Here is a 22,850-nt window from a genome sequence, read left to right on the forward strand (position 1 = left end):
ATGTAGTGCTAATTTCCATCAACCATTAGCTTTCTGCTTGCTACATGTCATATATGCTACGTTATCTTTCAAATGGCAACCTAAGTTGCGAAAAGTAATTACCTAGTATGCTACAAGGATATTTTTAATTTGTCAACATTTGAATTTATATTAATTATTATTTTACTTTAAGCGATGATTATTGTTGAAATCATTTTGGTTATACTTTTTGAAGTTGGTTTTGAATACATAACCCCCAATGACTAGCATTAAAATAGGCATAATAATAATGACATATATCGCCTCACTACCAAAAAAGTTAGTGAAAAATGCTAAAGCAAAAATAATGAATAATATTAAAAACAAAAGGTTTAAGATTACTGTTTTTTTCATTCTGTATCTCCTTTTCATAAAACAAAAGTTACATTCAAGCTTATTTTTAGCATAGATTATCATCTTTGTACATGGAATCCGCTGAATTTCCATTACTATTTTATGATATTTTATATGAAAATCAATTATTTATTATCTATGAATACGATGCTTAATAAACAAAAATAGAATAGAATATATTTTTAATATTATAAATGATATAATATTAGTGTCGTCTATCTCTCAGGTGTCAATATGACGTAGAGAGGAGGTGCATATTAATGATCGAAGCTCTTGTTCATACCACTGTCACAGTAATTAGTGGTTGCATCGTTACCTTATTTGCGTATTGGTTACGTAATCGTAATGACAAGTAAAAGGCGACATTAACCACACCAAAAAAACCCCCTAGCTATTAGTGGTAGCGAGGGGGTTGGTGCATTCAATGCACGAAACTCTTGTTAAATATATTATAACATCATATATAGGGGCATTGCAAAATTAAATAGATAATCTAGGGTTCAATATATTTATGATTGAATCGGTGCTAAACAATAAGCATGTAACAATGCTTGTGTCGCTTTTAGTGAATTAATATGCGTACGTTCTAGTGCATGTGATGATTCGATACCTGCACCGAATAAGCCATGTTTTATATCTGCACCTGCTTTTAATGCTGCTGAAGCATCAGAACCATAATATGGATAAATATCAACTTTGTATGGGATTTTATTTGTTTTACATAGATTTACGAGTTGTTCACGTAATGCCTTATGATATGGACCTGATGCGTCTTTAGCGCAGATAGAAACCGTATATTCATCTGAAGCTTGACCGTCCCCTAAAGCACCCATATCGAATGCAATAAATTCAACAATATTTGATGAGATTGAAGCATTGGCACCGTATCCTATTTCTTCATTATTAGAAATGTAAAATTGTATCGTATGCGGTAATTTGAGATTTTCTTTTTTAACTGTTTTTAAAAACTCTATAATCATGGCAACACTTGCTTTGTCATCTAAATGACGTGATTTTATAAAACCCGAAGATGTGATTTGTGTTCTAGGATCAAAACTTATAAAATCACCTACCTCGATACCTAATTGTTCTGTATCTGCTTTTGTATTTACCTTTTCATCTAGTCTTACTTCCATATGGTCTATGTTTCTAGGCTCATTATCATTATTACGATATACATGTACGCTTGTTTCATGTAGACATATTGTCCCTGTGTAAGTTTGTCTTGCAGAAGTTTCAATTTCGCAATATTCCCCTTCTATTGCGTTATAACTAAAGCCACCAATTAAATCTAATGCTAAGCGACCGTCTTCCTTAATTTCTTTTACCATCGCACCTAATGTATCCACATGGGCTGTAATACATTTATGGTCTTGATTATTCTCGCCTTCTACAGTAATAATCAACGCGCCTTTGTTAGTAATATGAGTCGTATAACCTAACTTTTCAACTTCATCTTTAACGTATTTAACTGCCTTTTCTGCATGCCCTGAAGGACTATTAATATTCGTTAATGCTTGAATTGTCGTAAAAATGGATTCCGTCATACTATACCCTCCTTATATGTATATCTTTAGTTTAACTGTTATTTTCTAAAATTGGTAAGATTCTGAATAGAAATTCCTATTTGATAACAGTAATGCTAAACGCAAAAACTTTATCCTTTTATACAAATAGTATAAAAAAACTTTAAAATTGATTTACAGCATATGGAATTTATTATAAAAATATTGTAACAAATTACATCTCATAATAAGGTGGATGAATTATATTGAAAAAATTAATTTTAAATATAATTATGTGGGCTTTGTTTATAAGAAGCATAGTAACTTTGATAAATTGGTTTAATGGGAACAGTGACGTAAATATTATAATTATATTTGTCTATTTAGCTATTCTAACTTGGGTAATCATTTATCTCGGTTATAGCTTGGTTAAAAATCACCTTTATAAGAATATTAAAAAATGAGTCTTAATTCATAAAAGACTCATTTGCTTTTAATATGAAACTTTATTGCGATCAAGATCCAGTAAAAAAATCATACTTTGTACATTAAAACACAAATAACTTATATTTTTATTACAATTTAATAACCTCTACTGCAGTCTACTTGATTGGATAATGTTTCATCTCTTTCTATATGCTCTAATGTGTTATAGAAGCATGAAATAGCATCATCTAAATCTGTTAATGCTGAAATATGTGGCGTTATCGTAACATCTTCCCTGTGCCATAACTCTGATGATTTGGGTAATGGTTCTGACTCAAAGACATCTAATACTGCATGTCTGACTTTTTCAGAATCTAGTGCCTTTATAAGATGATTTGTATCAACACCCTGTCCTCTACCAACATTTATAAAATAAGCATTGTTTAAATAACTAAAGATTTGTTCATTAAATAGTTTTTCAGTTTGTTGTGTTAACGGTAAGGTACTAATAATATAATCCGATTGTTCAATCAATGGTTTGGATGTTTCTAACGTATTTACTTGTTTAAAGTACCTTTTGTTTTCTCCACTACTTGAAACACCGTATACAGTTGTGCCAAATGACGATAAAACTTTTGCTATTACTTTTCCAGTTTCACCAGTGCCGAATATCGTTATCGTTTGATCTTTCAAGGCAGCGGGTGTTTCGCATGACCAGATCTTATCTTTTTGTTGGGATTGGAATAATTTGTGATGTTGCAAATCTTTTAATATATAACTCAAACAATATTCACTCATTTTTTCTCCAAAGTCACTCACAGTTCTAGTTAATACCGTATTTGATGTCTTCCAGCCATCTATTGCTAAAAAATTATTTACACCGGCATTAAACGCATGGACCCAACTTACCTTAGCAGGATGAAATACTTTACTAGGCGCAAAGCCTACATAAGCATCTGCCCACTCCATATCACCTTCTGAAATCATATCAATCGATTGAAAACGCAAATGATACTTTTCTAAATGCATCAAATATTGCTGAAAAGCAGATTCATATTGACCAGCAATCAAAATATTTTGTATATTCAATTTCACCACTCCTATATAATTTAAATACTTTTTATTTTGTTTTTATTCTTTCATACATAAATCTTTATTGAATTATCTCATACCTTTTCATCATACAAAGTATATATCAATTCATTAAATTATAACTTGCTTAGTAAGTTAAATCTTCATTTCAGAATTTATGCATATTGCGAAATAACATTTGCTGCTTTACAATGTTACTATTCTGAAAATTTTGATAGAGGTGATTCGCACAATGAAACAAATACTTTTCGTTGGCTTAGGTCTTATTGGCGGAAGTCTAGCGAGTAATTTAAGATATTATCATGATGATATAGAAATCACAGCTTATGATGCAGATACCTCTCAATTAGATAAAGCTTTATCTATAGGTATTATTGATTTTCAATCGACAGATTATAAATCGAGCGTTGAAAGTGCAGATATCATCATTTACGCAACACCGGTACAACAAACGATAAAATACTTACAAGAATTACCAAACTATCATATGAAAAAGAATGTGATTATTACAGATACTGGCAGTACAAAGTCAACCATCCAACAATATGAACAACTTCTTTTATCTCACGATATCCATCTGATTGGTGGACACCCTATGGTGGGTAGTCATAAGTCAGGTGTGTTAAATGCTAAAAAACATTTATTTGAAAATGCATTTTATATACTCGTTCATGATGAATCAGCTAATGATATGGCTTTTGAAGAAATCCAAAGTTTATTAAAAACTACAGATGCGAAGTTTATTTCTATAACTCCAAAAGAGCATGATTTCGTGACAGGTGTCGTAAGCCATGTCCCCCACATTATTGCTTCGAGCTTGGTACATTTAAATGCCAAACATGCTGATGAATCTAGCCTTGTAAAAACACTTGCAGCTGGTGGCTTTAGGGATATCACAAGAATTGCGAGTGGTAGCCCTGTTATGTGGCGAGACATTACGATTGAAAATAAAAACACAATCTTAACTATTTTAAACGAATGGAAAACACAAATGGAAGATGTTATTGCTCTCATTGAGCGTGATAGCTCTGATGACTTATATGATTTTTATAACGATGCTAAAATATATCGTGATGAACTTCCCCTTAAATCACAAGGCGCGCTATCTATTGAGTATGATCTATATGTGGATATTCCGGATAAATCGGGTATGATAAGCAAAGTTACAAATATCTTGAGTTTACATAATATTTCTATAAGCAACCTAAGAATTTTAGAAGTGCGTGAAGATATTTATGGTGCATTACGTATTAGTTTTAAAAACCCAGAAGATCGCAAGAAAGGTGCTGAAGCACTGAGCGATTTTGATACTTATATAGCCTGATTTAATTAATAAGCCAAACGCTAATAAAGACGTTTGGCTTATTTTTATATTTAACATTATTAATTCCTAACTATTATTTAATAATGATAGTGATTTGAGCTGAATCTTGCGAAAAAAGCACGAGCCGAAGACTATAGGCTGATGCTGTGATCGAGAATATCGCGTACAAATCAATGCTTTACGTCGAATAATTTTATCAACAGGTTTAAACACTTCATTATCTAATATGCTAAGCATTTTTTACATCTTATGACCTGCCATGAGTCCTAGACGGCCGTGTTTTGTACCCGCATCAGTATAAGATACAGCTTTAGATACGATGCCTCGACCAAATTTCTGATGTAAGGCATCAATGGTTTTTGCTAATTTTTCATTTCTTTTTCTTTCATATTCATCTATAAACAAGTTTAACTGTCTGTCTTTTTCATCTATAAATTTCGTTAATGAAACACTTACAGTTCTAAATAACATAGTATGATCACATAATTTATCTGCGAAATGTTCAACGACTTTATAAATTTGCTCTTCCAAATTCGTCGGATCCGGTAAGGTGTATTGTTTATTAACGCTACCTTCATCACTATAACCAAATGAAAAATGAATTGTTTTTGCTAATTGATTTCTTGCCCTAACACGACTAGCAACATCTTCAATCAACTCACGCATGACAACCTTAGCTTCTTCATAATGATAATCGCGCATCAGTATTTGACTCTTACAAATCGACGGATTCATTACTTCATATTTATCTCTTACTCTACTTTGGTCTATGCCATTCGCATGTAAATGTAAATCAACGCCTACAATCCCTAAATCTCTCTTTAAATATTGATAAGGATAATTGGCTAAATCACCTATAGTAAAAATACCTCGTTTATTCAATTTTGCTTCTGTTTTCCTACTAATTCCCCAAAATTCACTTAACGGCTGAATAGGCCAAAGTTTATTCGGGACATCTTGGTAACGCCACTCTGCAATTAAACTAGAAGAATGTTTCGCTTCTACGTCCATTGCGATTTTACTTAAAAGCATATTTGAGCCAACACCAATAGAACAGTTAATTCCTGTTTCTTCTTCGATCTCACATTGCAATTTTTCACAAAAAGAATGAATCGTAGTACTAAAACGGTGATAGCTATCCGTAACATCCATAAAAAACTCATCAATACTATATTGATGTAGATCTTCTGGCGCTACATAACGTAATGCAATTTTTGATATTGCTACGGACACTTCCAAATATTTTCTCATACTCGGATTAATAATATATATGTCGCTTCTATGTGGTATTTCGAACAGTCTTGACCCAGTTTTAATACCTAGTGCTTTTAAAGGTCCTGTAGCAGCTAAAACAACTGATCCTTGTCTCTTCGTATCGGCAACAACGGCTAATTTCTCCTTCAATGGATCTAATCCTTTTTGAATACAAGACACACTTGCAAAAAAACTCTTTTGGTCTATACACAATACATCTCTTTCTTCCACTAGATTATAATCATACATATCAAATACCTCCCTCAATTAATTCTATTATATACGAACAAGTGTTCTCATTCAATACTAATAAGAACAATTGTTCTGTTTTAATTGTTTTTAGAATTTTGAGAATTTTCATGATATAATAAGTTCAAACTGTTATAGGAGGAAATACATATGCCAATCGTTAATGTAAAATTATTAGAAGGTCGTTCAGATGATCAACTTAAAGATTTAGTCTCTGAGGTAACACAAGCTGTAGAAAAAACTACAGGCGCTAATAAAGAAGCAATACAAGTTGTTATTGAAGAAATGAAAGCATCACACTATGGTGTTGCTGGCGTTAGAAAATCCGACCAATAAATTATCTATGCTAAATTTATACTTATAGACAACCCCAAACAAAAATTTTAATGACAAAACAAAAGGTAGGCAATCATAAAAATGACTGTCTACCTTTTGTTTTGTCATTACCACATATGGTAACTTCCTTATATTATTCGTTTAAAAACTTCTGAACTTCTTCTTTATTTTTCGCTTTATCGATTTCTAATGCACTACCATCACCAAATGTTTGAATATCTTGGTAACTTCCTTCGACAGGTAACGTTAGAGAATCAACATTTTTATCGCCTCGAATACCAAAGTTTAAACCTGCTTGCATAATTGCAGAGTCTGGCATGTTCGTATTCAAGTAACCTCTTAAAATACCAGCAACACGTGGCAATTTAGGAAGTGTATCGATACTTGCAAGTTCTCCTTTAAGTGCTTGCATCACTTGTTGTTGTCTACGGACACGACCAAAGTCCCCTTCAGCATCATGTCTAAATCTAGCATAACCTAAAAGCTCTTTACCATTTAATCGATGGTGACCTTCTTTCAGTGATACACCTATATTTTTCGACATATCTTTTTCAACATCTATAGGTACACCGTTAGGTTCTAGTTCATCAATCATTTTTTCAAAACCAGTAAAGTCTAAAATAGCGTAATACTCAGGATCTACACCTAAGTTTTTCTTCAGCGTTTTTCTCATTAATTCTGGACCGCCTATAGAATATGCAGAGTTAATCTTATGTTGCCCATTTCCAGGAATATCCGCATAGATATCACGCATGACAGACATCATTTTCAACTTTTTATGCACAAAATCATATTGAGCAATCATGATAGAGTCTGTTCTGGAGATACCGCCTTGCTCCTTATCTGCACCTAACACCATGACTGTAATCTTACCATCATTTTTTTGAGCACCATTAAATTTATGCTCTTTCAGTGTTTTACCATGGTCTTTAGCATAATCAATACCTGAATTATAACCATGAATTGCATAACCAATCACTATCGCCAATAGGATAATGATAATTAAAATAATGAAGGGAAGCTTTCTAATCCGCTTCTTTTTCACCCTTCGTAAAGGGGCTTGTGTTGTTTCTTCGTTCGCATCTGATGTACTTCTTTTTTTGTCCTTATTCATTAGTATCAACCTTATATCTTCAAAATTGCACTTCTATGTACTATAATTAACATATATTAAAGTTATATAAAAAGAGTATAAAAATCAAGTAATATCTTAATATATGGTACTAAGGTCTAATACAGAAAGGATGTTAAGCATGAATATAAACAAAGCATACTTCGCCGGAGGTTGCTTTTGGTGTATGGTCAAGCCTTTTGACACGTATGAAGGTATTGAACAAGTAACCTCTGGTTATATGGGAGGTACAGTTGATAACCCGTCATATGAACAAGTCAAGACTGGCAACACTGGGCATTATGAAACCGTCGAAATCGAATATGATGTCGCATTGTTTTCATATAATAAATTATTAGAAATTTTCTTTTCTGTAATAGATCCAACTGATGACGGCGGACAATTCCAAGATAGAGGTTCACAGTATAAGACAGCTATTTTTTATTCTAATGACAATCAAAAGGAAGTAGCTGAAACGTATATCGAAAAATTAAAACACACGATTAATAGAGACAAAGCAATTGCAACTCAAATCTTGCCCGCTTCTAAATTTTATAAAGCTGAAGCAGAACATCAAGAATTTTATAAAAAAAATCCAGAGCGTTATGCCGAAGAACAAGATGAACGTCAAAATTATAAGCATTAACAAATCAATCATAAAAGCCGGAGCATATCTTCTATGCATCCGGCTTTCTTATACTATATGATCGTACTCACTTATTAATATGCTATAGCGTTTCAAGCTATTTTTAGCTACTACTCTTGTTTTTTCATTTCTAATGGAATCTTATTCTTCTTCTCTATTTCCTTACCATTGTGTAAATCTATTACTGTTTTCAAACTTTCTTCACCCATCAAATCAGGTTGTTGCGCGACCGTAGCATATAACTTACCTTTGTCTACTGATTTAATTGCATCTTCATTACCATCGAAACCAATAACTTTAATATCTTTGCTGCCAACCGCTTCTATTGCGCCTAATGCCATTTCATCATTTTGTGCAAAGATGGCTTTAATATCTGGATGTGCTTGAATAATATTTTGAGTTACGTTCAATCCTTCTGTTCTATTAAATTTCGCACTTTGTTTGGATACCACATCAAGTGAGTCATCTGCTACGTTATGGAACCCTTTACCACGTTCTCTTGTAGCACTTGCCCCAGGTATACCTTCTAACTCTGCAACTTTAGTACCTTTTCCAAATTTATCAACGATGAGGTTTGCAGCCATTTCCCCACCTTTAACGTTATCTGACGCAATAAATGAAGCGACTTCCCCTTTAGCAACTTCTCTATCTAAGGTTACTACTGGTATATTCTGATCATTCGCTATTTGTATACTACCAGAAATTGCATCTGAGTCTGTAGGATTCACAATAAGATAATCTACATTTTGCTGTATTAAATCATCAATATCGTTTGCTTGTTTTGCTGCATCATCTTGCGCATCTGCAAACTTCACTTTAACACCTTGTTTTTTTGCCTCGTCTTCAATACCATCTTTAATTTTCACAAAAAATGGGTTGTTTAACGTGGATATACTTACACCGACGACAATATCAGATTTTTTCTTATCTGACTTACCACCATCATTATTTTCCAAAGGAGACTCAAGTGAACATCCTGTTAAAAATAATAAAATAGCAATTGCACTGATTAATATTTTTTTCATCTTGTTAACCTCCCACACTATTTATTCTTTCTATCAATTAATACAGCTATGATAATCACTACACCTTTAACAACCTGTTGATAGAATGATGAAACTCCTAATAAGTTCAAACCATTGTTTAACACACCGATAATAAGTACACCGATTAATGTACCGAGTATGCGTCCCTTACCACCCGTAAGTGATGTACCACCCAGTACAACGGCTGCAATCGCATCTAGCTCATATGACATCCCTGCTGTTGGTTGAGCAGAGTTTAAACGTGATGTTAATATTGCACCTGCCATTGCCGACATTAAGCCAGCTAAGCTATAAATCATGATTTTTAATTTATTTACTTTAATACCAGAAATAAATGCTGCCTTCTCATTACCTCCCATAGCATAAGTTTGTCTACCAAATACTGTTTTATGTAGCAAAATATATAAAATGATAAACGTAACAAACATTGTGACTGCCGGAACAGGTATGCCTAAAAAGTAACCACGACCAAATAATTGGAATGCATAGCTCCCATTTAAGTTTGTAATCGGGTTACCATCCGTAATTACGAGTGTTAAGCCCCTAAAGACGGTCATAGTAGCCAACGTTGCGATAAATGGTGCCATCTTACCTAAAGTAATTAACAAACCATTAACTGCCCCTAAAACTGCACCAAAGATACATCCAAGTAATAGGGCAATTATTGAATCTACACCTGATACCATTAAAATTGCTACCATTGCACTTGATAACGCCAATGTAGAACCGACCGACAAATCAATACCGCCCGTTAAAATAACAAATGTCATACCAAATGCAATGAGTCCATTAATCGATACTTGTCTCAGTAAATTAAATAAGTTGGATGGTTCTAAAAATGCACTGTTTAATGCACTAATGATAATAACTAATAAGATTAACCCAATAAATGGAATTATTTTTTCTAAATATGAAATTGATAATTTAGACTGTGTCATGTACTTCCCCTCCAGTAGCTAATGTCATAATACGTTCTTCTGTTAATGATGCTTTCTCTAACACGCCTGCAATATTTCCTTCATGCACAACGGCCACTCTATCACTCATACCTATGATTTCAGGTAATTCTGATGAAATCATAATGATAGACATGCCTCGTTCGGTCAATTCATTCATCAATTGATAAATCTCTCTTTTCGCACCTACATCAATACCACGCGTAGGCTCGTCTAATATGAGAACATGTGGCGCAGTCGCTATCCATTTGGCAATCACAACTTTTTGCTGGTTACCACCTGATAAATCCACACAAGCATCATTTTTCTTACCTTTAATATTCAAGCGTTGAATCATTTGTTCTGCATATTGCTCCATAGAACTTCGTGTTAAAAAGCCGGATTTCGAAAAACTTTTCAACGCTGGTAATGAGATATTTTCTAATATTGAATCTTGCAGCACCAAACCTTCTTCTTTTCTGTTCTCTGTGATAAATGCTAAGCCTTGTTTGATAGATTGATTAGGATTATTTATCTGTAATTGTTTATTATTGAGCGTTACTTGCATATGCCCTTTATCTAAACCGAACAATACACGCATAATTTCAGAACGTCCTGCACCCATCAATCCGCTAAAACCTAAAATTTCACCTTTATGTAGATTAAAGTGAATATCATTCAATTTATGTTCAGTTGAACTGAGGTTTTTAACAGAAAGAACAACTTCCTCATCTTGTGTGTAATGTCTATCTGGGTATTGATTATCTAAGTCTCTACCAATCATTGCCTTAACAATCTTCGCATTTGTTGTATCTGCAGTTGCAGAAGTTAAAATAGAACGTCCGTCTCGCATTACTGTAATACGATCTGAAATACTGAAAATTTCTTCCATTCTATGAGAGATATAGACAAATGACACGCCTTCACTTTTTAGTTTTCGAATTTGTTCAAATAAAATATCAATCTCGTTATTTGTTAATGCTGCAGTAGGCTCATCCATAATAATGACTTTTGAATCTTGCATTAAAGCTTTACTAATTTCTAACATCTGTTGCATACCTACAGATAAAGCACCCGCTTCTTTATTTAAGTCAATATTAATATTCAACTTTTTGAAAATAGCATTCGCCTGTTTTTTCATCGCTTTATTATCAACAATACTTAAGAACTTTGTTTCCTCTTTACCGAGAAATAAATTTTCTAATACCGTTAAATTAGGCCATATATTTAACTCTTGTTGTATGAACGACACACCATTAAGTTCCGCGTCTTTGGTATTTTTAAATTGAATCGCTTCACCGTTTTCTTCCACAGACCCACTATCCGACTTATATACACCAGTGAGTATTTTCATCAATGTACTTTTTCCAGCACCATTTTCTCCCATTAAGGCATGTATCTCACCATCACCGATTTCAAAATCCACGCCTCTTAATACGTCATTTTGCCCAAATGATTTATATATTTGTTCCATCTTTATCATCTTATTCACCCCTTAAAATAAAACACCGCTTGTTAGTACGACATTAGCAAATGGTTTAGCTTCGCCTGTGCGAATGATGGCTTTAACTGTTTTACTTTGGACTTTGAATTGCTCATGTGATGTCGTTTGAATTTCAATATTTTCATCTGATAATGTCTGGTATAATGTCGTGTTTTGCGTTATCATTTCTTCAGCTAATGTCATTTGCTCGATTTCCATATGTTTTTTTATAAGATTAAACACTTCTATAAAAGAAGGCTTTCCAAATTCCAATGCTAGATCAATCTTTTTCACACCTTCTGGAACTGGAAGTCCACAATCTGCAATGATAATTTGATCTGTATGCCCTAAATCACTTAACAATTTTGAAATTTCACTATTTAATATACCTGTCTTATACATTCAATCACTCCTAAAATTTTATGTAACCCGTTACATGTTGCGCATTAAAATCTCGTACTTTCCCTTCGCCTCACTGTAATTGCTACTTGATCAACGTGATGTTCGTCTCCCTCCTCATATAAATTGAGTAGTTTCGATACAGCAAGCTCACCTATACGGTATGCCGATTGGTCTATTGTTGTAATTTGAGGAAATGTCATTTTTGCAAATGGTATGTCATCATAGCCAACAAGTTGTATCTCATTCGGCACTTTAAATCCATGTTGTTGAATAACACCTAATATTTTAATCGCAATTAAATCATTACTACATATAATGCTATCGATATGATTTTGCCGTATTTGTTTAATAAATTGTGCTTCGTCATCTATTTGGTCTTCTTCACAACGGCAATATGACACATTATGTTGGTTGAGTACTGTTTCTACACCATTCACGCGTGAATGGAATGCACGTACATTTAAATCAGAATGCACGATTAATACATGCTGTGCCTGTCCTTCAATGATTAATTGAGCTTGGAGTTGGCCACCTTCAAAATGATTTGTTGAAATCCCTTTATTGCCATCATGAATGCGATCAACAAATACAAATGGAATACCATATGAATGAAGTGTATTTTCAATTACATTTTCATTTAGTGCTGTTGAAATCATACCCGTACAATTGTGTGCTACAAATGTAGAAAGATAATTTTTCGCTTTATCAATATCGTTATCGCTATTACCTATCAATACTTGGTAACCGTGTGCTAAAGCGACATCTTCTACTCCACGAGCAATAAGTGTGAAAAACGGATTACTAATATCTGGAAGCAATAATCCTATCATTTTAGATTTTCGCTTATACAGCGTACGTGCCGCTTCATTCGGTTGATAATTCAGCTCGCTAATCGCACTTTCAATTTGTGCTCTTGTTTGTGCTTTTACGTAACCATTATTATTGATTGCTCTAGAGACAGTTGCTACTGAGCATCCTGCCAATTGAGCTACTTCTTTTATAGTTGCCAATGCAATCACCTCAATTTGTGTAACCGCTTTCATATTACCACACCTTTTTATAATTTAATAGAACAATCATATGTTCTATTTATTAGATTAATTTTCTGTAGAGATATTTGCAGTTTTTTAAAATAAAAAACGGTATTCTTTTAACTTTAGAATACCGCTCTTACATATCAATGCCTTTATCAAATTATATGTAATGTCGTTCAATACTAAGACTATTGATCTAGTTATATTAAATAGCAAAATTACCACATTGTACTTTTTAACGATTACCGGTTACTTGATCAATACTTTCTATCCCCTTAATTTCACCATTTTGACCTACATAAACTTTTACCGAAAATTTATTATTAGGATTATCATCATAAATCATTGTATTTTTTTCGTAGTTTATTGTTCTTGTACCATGTACTTGTCTAAATTGTTGGACATTCACGTCTTCCGGTATGATAAAGAAGCGGCTCACTTTATGATTCGTGTAGTGAACCCCAATGTTACCGTATTTAACAACTTTCACACCGGCCATATCAATTGTTTGCTCACTTTTACCAAATTCAGCTTCTATTTTATCTTTGTGCATGCCCTTTGATACTTTATGATAACCATGTCTTGTATCATGATTCATGAAATCTGTGCTAAATTGCTGCGCTAACACATCTATTTTCGGCGGATGACCGTTACTTTTTTCTTTATTGTGCTCGTTACTCTGAGAAACTTGTTTTGTCCCTTTATAATTAGAATTAAGAGATTGGTATAAAAACGTGCCAGCAACAATTAATGCAATGACTAATAAGGCTAAGATAATACTAATTATGATTTTCTTCATTTTAATACGCCCCAATATTTTTAATTTATTTTATATCTTACTACAAATGATGAACTGATTGAATCTATTTTTAATATTAAATAATTATAATGCAATCTTATTTTTAGCGAGCGTTCCACTCTTAGTGAGTAGTAATAATACAATTAAATTTTAAAAGGAAATTATGTAGATAAAATGTCATTTTTTATTTGAATAATCTTACTTTCCATCATTGAAAGCGTTTTCTGATGATGATATATTATAATTATACCTTAACAAAGGGGTAACGAGAAATTCATATATAGTTAGAGTCAAATGATATTTAGAACAGTTCTACCAGTTAGTTTATTTAAAGTAGTTAATAACTTCTCCAGATATTAACTACAGAAACCATTAAACACTTTTAAACTCCTTAAAAAAGCAACCAACACATAAACGTGTGTTGGTTGCTTTTATATTTATTACTTCTTATTTATGCTTTCTAATTACACGCATCACTTTTAACATACTAAGCCATAATGAATGATGTTTTCTATAAACTAAAAATCTCGGTTCCCAAATAGGATTAAATTTCTCTTTGTATCTTCTGAGACCTTGAAATCTATACAAACCATTAAAATGCTCAAACACTCTACCTGCGATTCTCTCTCCATAAAATGAGAACGGCACTTGCCCTACATTAGATAATGTAGCCATACCCATGTTAAAGTGCTCATAATTATGCGCCTTTGCCCATAACAACATATTCAAATATAAACCATCCATTAAAGGTAACTTACTATCTGGCTTCCAACGAATTAAATCTACAGAAAGTGTTGCTTTGTAATACGTAGGCATAAAGGTACAAAATGCGATGATAGCTTCATTTTTATCTTTAATGACCGCTATAGGTGCTTGCGATAAATAATGCTCATTAAAGCTACCTACAGAAAAATGCATTTCATTTCTTTCTGCTAGCCAATCGTCACTAATGTTTTTCAACTCCGCAAGTAATTCGGGTGAAAACGATGGTTCTAAAACTTCAAAAGTTAGATTAAAATCATCAAACTTATTTAATGTTGCACGTAAGCCACGTTTCTTTTTACCTGATGTAGTAAATGTAGTTAAATCTATAACCGCTTCTTCACCTAACTTGAAAAATTGATTGCCAAAATCATGGTAAAGTGACATATATTTATCACTTACTTGATAAAAAATCACATCGTATCCTAAGTATTGCGCTTCACGGTAAAACGTCTCTAATAATTCATGAAATGATTCTGGATTGCCTACTGGGTCACCTAATACAATATATGCACTGTATTTATAACGATACATAATAAAGGCATCTTCTTTTTCATTGATAAAATAATACTTATCTCCACTGTATATTAAATGGCTTAAATAGTTACCGCCATATTGCGCTATGATTGCTTCGCACATTGCAATATTATTACTTCTATTCTTTACTCTATAACGATACTCAAACCACCAGACGATTACACCCACAATAATAGCAACGAGTAAAATCGTAAACCAGAAATAATACCTTAATATTGAACTGTCCATTTCCAAATGATAAATATCTAATGTATAGAATGTACCATCTATAACAATATGATTAGTATACAAAATAAGTGAACCTACAGCGACACTTAACCATAACCTTGTATATCTAAATGGTCTTTTAATTGTATTCGAACGTCTATAAAATACCAATAGTAGGACAAACATAACTGCAAGCCAACTCAGTAGTATAAAAGAAGCATAAGTATAGGCTGTAACAATAAATATTAAACTAATCGAAATCATTGAAAATAAAATAGCACGTTTAGATAGATGATATACACCAATTATATTTAATAATAAAAGTAAACATGCCGATGTATGCACTGATACGATAATGTAATAAATATAATGATTAGGATCATATAAACCATCATATATAATCGTCATGTTATTTAAAAAAGATATTAAGCTTGTATACATCAGTAATACCGCAATTGCAAACGACGGTACTCTTGCAATAATATCTTTTTGATACGATGCTACAAGTGATGTCATATCTTTCACTGGTAACATAAGCTTTGAATCTTCCCAATAGCGTTTTGCAGTACTCTTGAATTCAAATGTAGAAAGAATCAGCGCGATTAACACTGGGAATAAATAATAAGCAAAACGATAGAGTAATAATGCTAAAACAATTTCTTCTTCCGGTACATTTAAGCTTTTCAAACCTAATAAGACGACTAAATCAAATGTTCCAAATCCACCAGGGATAAAACTAATCAAACCTGATAATGACGCAATAATAAAAATACCAATAAATGTCGTAAATGGTATGTGGATGCCTACAATGACTAAAGCCATATATAATACAAATGAAGCTATCATCCATTCAACACCAGAAACAACTGTGCAATAAACACCAAGTAATTTATGTGATTGTTTAACTGGTTTTATATAAGTTATTATAATAAATATTGGTAAAAATAGCGCCACAATATACAATAACCAACGAATCCACGGAAAAGGACTAAATATATGCGTCACGTCAAATACTTGAATCACTACAAGGATAGACAGTAAACTAAGTCCTGTTAACATTGATATTAAAACAATAGAGATTGTATGCACTAACGCCTTTTTATCATCGGTTGCATTCTTGTACAATAAGAAACGTACACTTGCACCAATAAAACCTCCAAATCCTACGACAGCATTAAGTGCATTTACAATATAACCAATACGAATGGTTTTCAATAAAGAGAGTTTCAACTTTAACGTTTTTACTAAGAGGACATCATAAAGTGATAATACAATAATAGATAAACCACCACTTAAGAATAAAGCCACTAACCATACTCTATTAATATCCCCAAATGATTTTACTGTTTCTTTAAGATTAATATGTGAGAGTTCTTTATATAATGTGAAAACAACAAAAATAAATAATGTAACTGCAAATACTATTTTTAATATAGAAAATAATTTAATTCTTAATTCCTTAGACATATTTTCACTTCTCTTTTCAGTGTTTCTATTGTGTCATAAAAAATATAGCACAACACTAAAATATAATAAATAAATTTTTAATGACATCTATATAACATAATTGTTAGGTGGCTTTCATTTAAATCATTTATACGATGCACACTAGACTAAAATAATACTAAAACTTGTTTTCGTATAAAAAAAGAGCGTGAATAAGAAATCAAAAACTGATTTCCTATCCCCACTCTATAAGACTGACTATAACATGTAATACAGGAACTTGAAAAAAACTTTATTTAGGTATCAGATAGCTACTGTGCAATCTAATTGAAGATACGTTAATATTAACGAATTTCTTCTTCTGATGAAGTTTGATACTCACCTGCATCTTGACCATAATATTTATTATATCTACGTTTATACATAGAATATAAGTGTGAAATAAGCACTTTCAAAATAGCGTAAGCTGGTATACCTAAAATAACACCAACTACACCGAGTAAGTTACCCGCACTTAACAAGATGAAAATAATTGTTAGTGGATGTATTTTCAGTGTTTTACCCATTACATTCGGTGAAATAAAGTGCCCTTCAATAAATTGTACAGCCGTCCACACGACAATTAATTTCAATAACATAATTGGCGAAGTAATTAATGCAATGATAATTGCAGGTGAAATAGCAATCGTAGGACCAATATAAGGTACTACACTCGTTACAGCTGCAATAGATGCTAAGATTAAACTATAATCTAATCCGATAATACTATAACCAATAAATAATAGAATTCCAATACAGAACGAAACAACAATTTGTCCTTGGATATAAGAACCTACTTGAACACTCATTTTGTCTAATAAATCATGAAAATCTTTTCTGAATTTTGGTGGCATTAATTTTGTAGAAAAATCTTTAAAACGATAACCATCTTTTAACATAAAGAATAATACAAATGGTGTTGTTGCAATTACTACACCAACATTGACTAATGCTTCAGCAAAATTCTTAACTTTAGATCCAAAACCATTAAAATAATCAGAAACCATACTTGGTAATTTTTTGGCTAAAGTATCAAGTTGATCTTGAATCTGCGTATAGAAATTAGATATCACAGAAAATTTAGTAAGACTATCAATAAATTGATTCACTTTATCGACATAGTATGGGAAATTATTACCAAAACTTTTGAATTGAGACCCAATCACTGGGATAAGTAGATTAATTGCCAATGATATTACACCAACGATGAGTAGGAATAAAATGATAACGCCCCAAACTCTTGGAATATTATATCGTTCCATTAAATTAACTACCGGGTTAAATAAATAATAGAGAATAATTGAAACAATGATAGGTGCTGCAAGCGTATTAAATACGATAATAAATGGTTTGAAAATGTAAGAAACTTGATCAAATATAAAAATTGAGAAACCTACTAATATTAAAATCAACAAACCAAAAAGTAAATCTTTACCGCCTAAAAACTTCATGAAGCGGGTTTCTGGAAAACTCAGTTTCAATTTATCTTTTCCACTCTTTTTTTCTTGCTTTATATTTTCTTCATTCGACATATACTCACCATACCTTAATTTGATTCTAAATTATAATTTCACATTAAAATGATACAAAATGTAGTACAAAACTACGAACGTAAAATATGTTAATGTGTTGTCGATTTATTTGCTAATATTAATATTAACACATTCGTCATCTTCCAAACATATATTTTACCACATTATATATTGTAAGAATCTTTTCGAGAAATTATACACATAAATAAAAGACAACATTACTTTCATTATTTTTGTACTACTACATCTTTTAATAAAAAAGAACAAACCAAACATGATGATTTGCTTGGTTTGCCTAGACGTTAATAGATTCTACAATAATGCGAAAGCACTAAATTATTAATTTAAAGTAGGTTCATTTTCACGAACTGGTTCTTCGGTAATAACTTTATTTTTATTAGTCTTCTTTTTGGGAATCGGAACGATATAATTGCCATAAGGTAATTTGCCAATTAAGTATACTAATAATACTGATAGTGCAACTGCTGCAATAAAGACGCTCACCAATTTACTTTGTGGTGCTATGTTCTCTACAATTGGTAATCTTTTCACAAACTGTATGGCAACATAATGGACTAAGTAAATCCCCATTGAATAGTTACCAATTACAGTTAACGTATTTAATACAACTTTATTTTTCTTAACATGCTCATACATGTAATTAAGAAAAACGATAAAGAAAGGAATATAAATGATGTTCGAAATTGTGATTGAACTATTGAGATTTTCTAAATCAATACTGATAAGTAAATCTATAAATAATATTGCAATAATTATAGAAAGCAGCGTCTTATACTTAAATATCAATTCTTTTATTTCATTATAATATTTAGCATATACAATACCTAGCATAAAGAATGAAATCCAATTCAAAATAAACAGTTTATCATTAACAAAGCGTTCGACGCCTCCGCCACCCAATGAAATTGGCTGAATGATGATCCAAACAACGTTGACAATGGTCGCTAAAATGAAAACCGATATGATTGGCCAACCTTTTTTAAATTTATGCACAAATGGAAAAAGAAAATAAAATTGAATGACAGTCAAAATAAAGTATAAATGAAAATTAGCTTTACCATAAACGAAATAGTTAATTAACTTACCGTCGTCCTCAAGGTTATGTAAAAAATATTCTCTATATAACAAATAAAAAATCGTCCAAATTATGTAAGGGATAAAGATTTTACTAAATCTAGATTTCATAAAGTAATTTAAACTAAATCCTCTATTAATAACTGATATAGTCAATAAAAAAGCACTAATAACAGCAAATATAGGCGTCCCTAATCTTGCCATTTGATTGATATATCCTAAAGCGTCAGAAGTAAATTCGCCTGTTGAAGCTGAATAACCAATACTATTGACTGTATGAATTGCTACAACTAACATAGCCGCTACTGCTCTTATAATAGGCACTTCATCATAATACTTCACGTAACTGTAGCCCCCTACTCATAATTAACCTGAAGACTAAGTCTATAATGTTCATCATAAGCTGTAAACCTTGTTGGCGCTGAAATTTTAAATCTTAATACATTATTATATGTTATTTAATATTGTCTAAATACTCTTTACATTTCAACCTTTTTAAAAAGTAAAATTACTTTTTATCTAAATTATAAATTAAAATAACAAAATTCTTTAATTTAGTTTGTGAGTTTTAAAAATAACACCTAGTCATTTGAAATGACTAGGTGTTATTAGCAGTATTAACTGGGTCATATAATAAGTTTAATACATAAGTTTATATCATTGTTCGATTTCGTAATTAATTAAATTATGTTTGATCTGACGGCTTATCAACCATAAAATGATAAACATGTAATGTTAAATAAATGACCTCTGCCTCATATACAGTAACATTCAGTTCTTGTTGCAACATTTTCATTATTTTCAAGGCGATATTAAAACACAAAGGATACTGCGTTTTTAATAATTCTTCAAACGCACTTGTTTTTTGTAATACTTCTCCTTTATTTAATCTTCTTATTAAAAATTGAATGTGTCTAATAAACCGTTGATATTGAACTGTTTCTTTATCTATTGTATGTTTCAAATCATGCTCTAAAATAAAGATACTTTTATTAATTAATTCATTTATCTTTTCCATCTCACGTATGGACATTGTATCAGTATTAGAAGCAATATGTAATGCGATAAAACCAATCTCATCTTCTGGAAAATTCACTTCTAAAACATGGTTTAATCGTTCAATTACTTTTTCTGCTATTTCATATGCCTCACCATATAATTGCTTTGTTTCCATTACGAATGGATTATTAATTAATTGGTTTTGTTTCATACGCTTATAAGCAAAAATAATGTGATCTGTTAACGATACAACCAATTTTTGATTATCTATTTTCATTACCGAATTGGTAATAATATTTACTGCGTCGATCACGGCTTGTATCAAGTTATCATCAGCTAATTCAACCAATGTTTTATAATGATCTTGTTGTGATTTTTGATCTAATATATATAATTTTTCAATGGATTGGTTTTCATGTAATGTCATTCCAATCTTTTTATTAAAACCAATGCCTTTTGCAATTAATACATATTCTTGCATTTCATTAGTACAAATAATTACATTGTTATTTAAAACCTTTGTAATAAGGTAAGAACTCATGTCACTCATCCTTCTTATTATGTCAATAAGCATTATATAGTGAAAAATAGAAAAATGAAAGTAGTAAAGCGCTTTTCTATTAATTTTATAGTATTATTACATAAAAAAACTATGTATTTTCATTTTATAGAAAATACATAGTTACTCACTTTATATCATTATTTCTTTTTCATGCCCCAGCTTTCAATGCCAAATAAATTAATTTCTAATTCTTCTGGTTTAAAGATAGGTTTTTTGCCTGCTTTACGTTGACGTTGGTAATCATTCATAACTGCAAACGCAATATTAGATAATCCTATAATTGCCACTAAGTTGACGATCGCCATTAAGCCCATAAATACATCGGCTGTACCCCAAACGGTTTCCGTTTTAATTACTGCACCCACGAATACAAGTACAACAACTAAACATCTAAAAATAAATAATAATGTTTTGTTTTTTGATAAAAATTCAATATTCGATTGTCCATAGTAATAGTTTCCTACCACAGATGAAAAGGCAAATAATGATATTGCTACTGTTAAGAAAATACCACCAGCACTACCTAAATGTTCATTAAGTGCAGATTGTGTTACTGCAACGCCTTGAGCTGCATTTTCACCAAATTCTAATCCTGTATACAATAAAATCATAATCGCAGTTGCTGTACAAACAAGCATTGTATCAAAGAATACACCTAACGATTGAATTAAACCTTGTTTTACAGGGTGAGGAACGGCTGCTGTTGCGGCAGCATTAGGCGCAGAACCCATACCTGCTTCATTGGAGAACAAACCACGTTTAATACCTTGTAAAATTGCTGCACCAACTGCACCACCAGTCGCCTGTTCAAATCCAAAGGCGCTCGTAACAATCGTAGTAATCATCGGAATAATTTGATCATAATTGATAATCAGAATAACAAATACGAGACCAATATATATGACTGCCATAAATGGTACGATGACTGATGATATTTTAGCAATACTACGGACACCACCAAAAATAATAATACCTGTTAGTACTGCTAAAATAATACCGGTTACAACAGGGCTTATGCTATATTGTGTTTTTAATGATTCAGCGATTGTATTAGATTGCACAGTATTAAACACAAATGCAAATGTCACTGTAATTAATATGGCAAATAAAATACCTAGCCATTTTTGATTTAAACCTTTAGTTATGTAATAAGCTGGTCCCCCACGGAAACCCCCATCTTCATCAGGCACTTTATATACCTGCGCTAAAGTAGCTTCTATAAAAGCACTTGCCGCACCAATCAAAGCGATAACCCACATCCAGAACACAGCGCCTGGTCCACCTAAAACAATTGCAGTAGCCACACCTGCGATATTACCAGTACCGACACGAGATCCCGCGCTTATTGCAAAAGCTTGGAATGGTGAGATACCTTTCTTACCACTATCTAGTGTTTCGGGTTTTTCGCCAATGGCACGAAACATTTCTGGAATCCATCTTAATTGAACAAATTTAGAACTAATAGTAAAGTATAAACCTGCTGTTATTAGTAGCCCAATTAGGTATTGCGACCAGATTAAATCATTCCCGACTTGAACAAAAGTTTTGAACCAATCTGGAATTAAACTATCAAAATTACTCAATTTAATCCCTCTCATCTATATAATTTGAATTTTATAGCAAAATCAAGAGATTTATAGTTATTTCATGTACATAT

The 22,850-nt window shown here is 31.9% G+C and carries 20 protein-coding genes; 4 read left to right on the forward strand and 16 right to left on the reverse strand.

Going from position 1 to position 22,850, the window contains the following annotated elements; all coding sequences use genetic code 11:
* Nucleotides 1–162: 162 nt before the first annotated feature.
* On the reverse strand, nt 163–372 hold the full coding sequence (locus PYW44_RS07370; protein WP_021338814.1) for a hypothetical protein: 210 nt from the start codon (nt 370–372) through the stop codon (nt 163–165).
* A 260-nt stretch (nt 373–632) separates the two neighbouring features.
* On the opposite strand from PYW44_RS07370, the gene PYW44_RS07375 reads away from it, so the two are divergent.
* Nucleotides 633–728, forward strand: coding sequence for a type I toxin-antitoxin system Fst family toxin (locus PYW44_RS07375; protein WP_002512389.1), 96 nt, complete (start codon nt 633–635; stop codon nt 726–728).
* Nucleotides 729–881: 153 nt separating this feature from the next.
* Here the strand turns inward: PYW44_RS07375 and PYW44_RS07380 are convergent, their stop codons facing one another.
* Together PYW44_RS07380 and PYW44_RS07385 are read right to left on the reverse strand one after the other, a co-directional pair.
* The gene (locus tag PYW44_RS07380) at nt 882–1,919 is read right to left on the reverse strand and encodes a M42 family metallopeptidase (RefSeq protein ID WP_115076006.1); all 1,038 of its coding nucleotides are present in this window, start codon (nt 1,917–1,919) and stop codon (nt 882–884) included.
* 540 nt (nt 1,920–2,459) lie between these two features.
* On the reverse strand, nt 2,460–3,392 hold the full coding sequence (locus PYW44_RS07385) for a D-2-hydroxyacid dehydrogenase (protein ID WP_046465294.1): 933 nt from the start codon (nt 3,390–3,392) through the stop codon (nt 2,460–2,462).
* 235 nt (nt 3,393–3,627) lie between these two features.
* On the opposite strand from PYW44_RS07385, the gene PYW44_RS07390 reads away from it, so the two are divergent.
* On the forward strand, nt 3,628–4,719 hold the full coding sequence (locus PYW44_RS07390) for a prephenate dehydrogenase (RefSeq protein WP_021338810.1): 1,092 nt from the start codon (nt 3,628–3,630) through the stop codon (nt 4,717–4,719).
* A gap of 240 nt (nt 4,720–4,959) precedes the next feature.
* On the opposite strand, the gene PYW44_RS07395 is transcribed toward PYW44_RS07390, so the two are convergent.
* Entirely contained in the window at nt 4,960–6,222 is a 1,263-nt protein-coding gene (locus PYW44_RS07395) for a Y-family DNA polymerase (protein ID WP_021338809.1), read from the reverse strand.
* Between the two features lie 150 nt (nt 6,223–6,372).
* Here PYW44_RS07395 and PYW44_RS07400 point away from each other — a divergent pair, with 150 nt between their 5' ends.
* Nucleotides 6,373–6,558, forward strand: coding sequence for a 2-hydroxymuconate tautomerase (locus PYW44_RS07400; protein ID WP_002507674.1), 186 nt, complete (start codon nt 6,373–6,375; stop codon nt 6,556–6,558).
* 133 nt (nt 6,559–6,691) lie between these two features.
* Here the strand turns inward: PYW44_RS07400 and PYW44_RS07405 are convergent, their stop codons facing one another.
* Nucleotides 6,692–7,672 carry an LCP family protein gene (locus tag PYW44_RS07405; protein WP_002507675.1) on the reverse strand — a complete coding sequence of 327 codons (981 nt, stop codon included), beginning with the start codon at nt 7,670–7,672 and terminating at the stop codon, nt 6,692–6,694.
* Nucleotides 7,673–7,811: 139 nt separating this feature from the next.
* On the opposite strand from PYW44_RS07405, the gene msrA reads away from it, so the two are divergent.
* Entirely contained in the window at nt 7,812–8,315 is a 504-nt protein-coding gene (msrA, locus tag PYW44_RS07410) for a peptide-methionine (S)-S-oxide reductase MsrA (RefSeq protein ID WP_031265910.1), read from the forward strand.
* Between the two features lie 110 nt (nt 8,316–8,425).
* Here msrA and PYW44_RS07415 read toward each other — a convergent pair whose 3' ends face one another.
* The 11 genes from PYW44_RS07415 to alsT form a co-directional block, all read right to left on the reverse strand.
* Complete coding sequence (locus PYW44_RS07415) at nt 8,426–9,340, reverse strand: D-ribose ABC transporter substrate-binding protein (protein WP_021338807.1); 915 nt, start codon at nt 9,338–9,340, stop codon at nt 8,426–8,428.
* A gap of 17 nt (nt 9,341–9,357) precedes the next feature.
* A complete protein-coding gene (locus PYW44_RS07420) occupies nt 9,358–10,299 on the reverse strand; it encodes an ABC transporter permease (protein ID WP_002507678.1) in 942 nt (313 codons plus the stop codon).
* Nucleotides 10,286–11,779 (reverse strand): sugar ABC transporter ATP-binding protein, encoded by a 1,494-nt coding sequence (locus tag PYW44_RS07425; RefSeq protein WP_115076007.1) that lies wholly within the window; start codon nt 11,777–11,779, stop codon nt 10,286–10,288. The genes PYW44_RS07420 and PYW44_RS07425 overlap by 14 nt, the downstream gene beginning before the upstream one ends.
* 12 nt (nt 11,780–11,791) lie before the next feature.
* A complete protein-coding gene (gene rbsD / locus PYW44_RS07430) occupies nt 11,792–12,181 on the reverse strand; it encodes a D-ribose pyranase (RefSeq protein WP_021338805.1) in 390 nt (129 codons plus the stop codon).
* 44 nt (nt 12,182–12,225) lie between these two features.
* The gene (locus tag PYW44_RS07435; RefSeq protein WP_021338804.1) at nt 12,226–13,224 is read right to left on the reverse strand and encodes a LacI family DNA-binding transcriptional regulator; all 999 of its coding nucleotides are present in this window, start codon (nt 13,222–13,224) and stop codon (nt 12,226–12,228) included.
* A gap of 226 nt (nt 13,225–13,450) precedes the next feature.
* Nucleotides 13,451–14,014 (reverse strand): hypothetical protein, encoded by a 564-nt coding sequence (locus tag PYW44_RS07440; RefSeq protein WP_021338803.1) that lies wholly within the window; start codon nt 14,012–14,014, stop codon nt 13,451–13,453.
* Between the two features lie 447 nt (nt 14,015–14,461).
* Entirely contained in the window at nt 14,462–16,987 is a 2,526-nt protein-coding gene (gene mprF, locus PYW44_RS07445; RefSeq protein ID WP_021338802.1) for a bifunctional lysylphosphatidylglycerol flippase/synthetase MprF, read from the reverse strand.
* Between the two features lie 323 nt (nt 16,988–17,310).
* Nucleotides 17,311–18,537 carry an AI-2E family transporter gene (locus tag PYW44_RS07450; RefSeq protein WP_002507685.1) on the reverse strand — a complete coding sequence of 409 codons (1,227 nt, stop codon included), beginning with the start codon at nt 18,535–18,537 and terminating at the stop codon, nt 17,311–17,313.
* Between the two features lie 339 nt (nt 18,538–18,876).
* Nucleotides 18,877–19,974, reverse strand: a complete 1,098-nt coding sequence (locus PYW44_RS07455) for an acyltransferase family protein (RefSeq protein ID WP_021338801.1) — start codon at nt 19,972–19,974, stop codon at nt 18,877–18,879.
* Nucleotides 19,975–20,317: 343 nt separating this feature from the next.
* Nucleotides 20,318–21,172 carry a glucose PTS transporter transcription antiterminator GlcT gene (gene glcT, locus PYW44_RS07460; protein WP_021338800.1) on the reverse strand — a complete coding sequence of 285 codons (855 nt, stop codon included), beginning with the start codon at nt 21,170–21,172 and terminating at the stop codon, nt 20,318–20,320.
* A 158-nt stretch (nt 21,173–21,330) separates the two neighbouring features.
* On the reverse strand, nt 21,331–22,776 hold the full coding sequence (alsT, locus tag PYW44_RS07465) for a glutamine transporter AlsT (protein ID WP_002507688.1): 1,446 nt from the start codon (nt 22,774–22,776) through the stop codon (nt 21,331–21,333).
* Between the last annotated feature and the right edge of the window lie 74 nt (nt 22,777–22,850).

Source organism: Staphylococcus equorum, assembly GCF_029024965.1.
Classification (GTDB): domain Bacteria; phylum Bacillota; class Bacilli; order Staphylococcales; family Staphylococcaceae; genus Staphylococcus; species Staphylococcus equorum.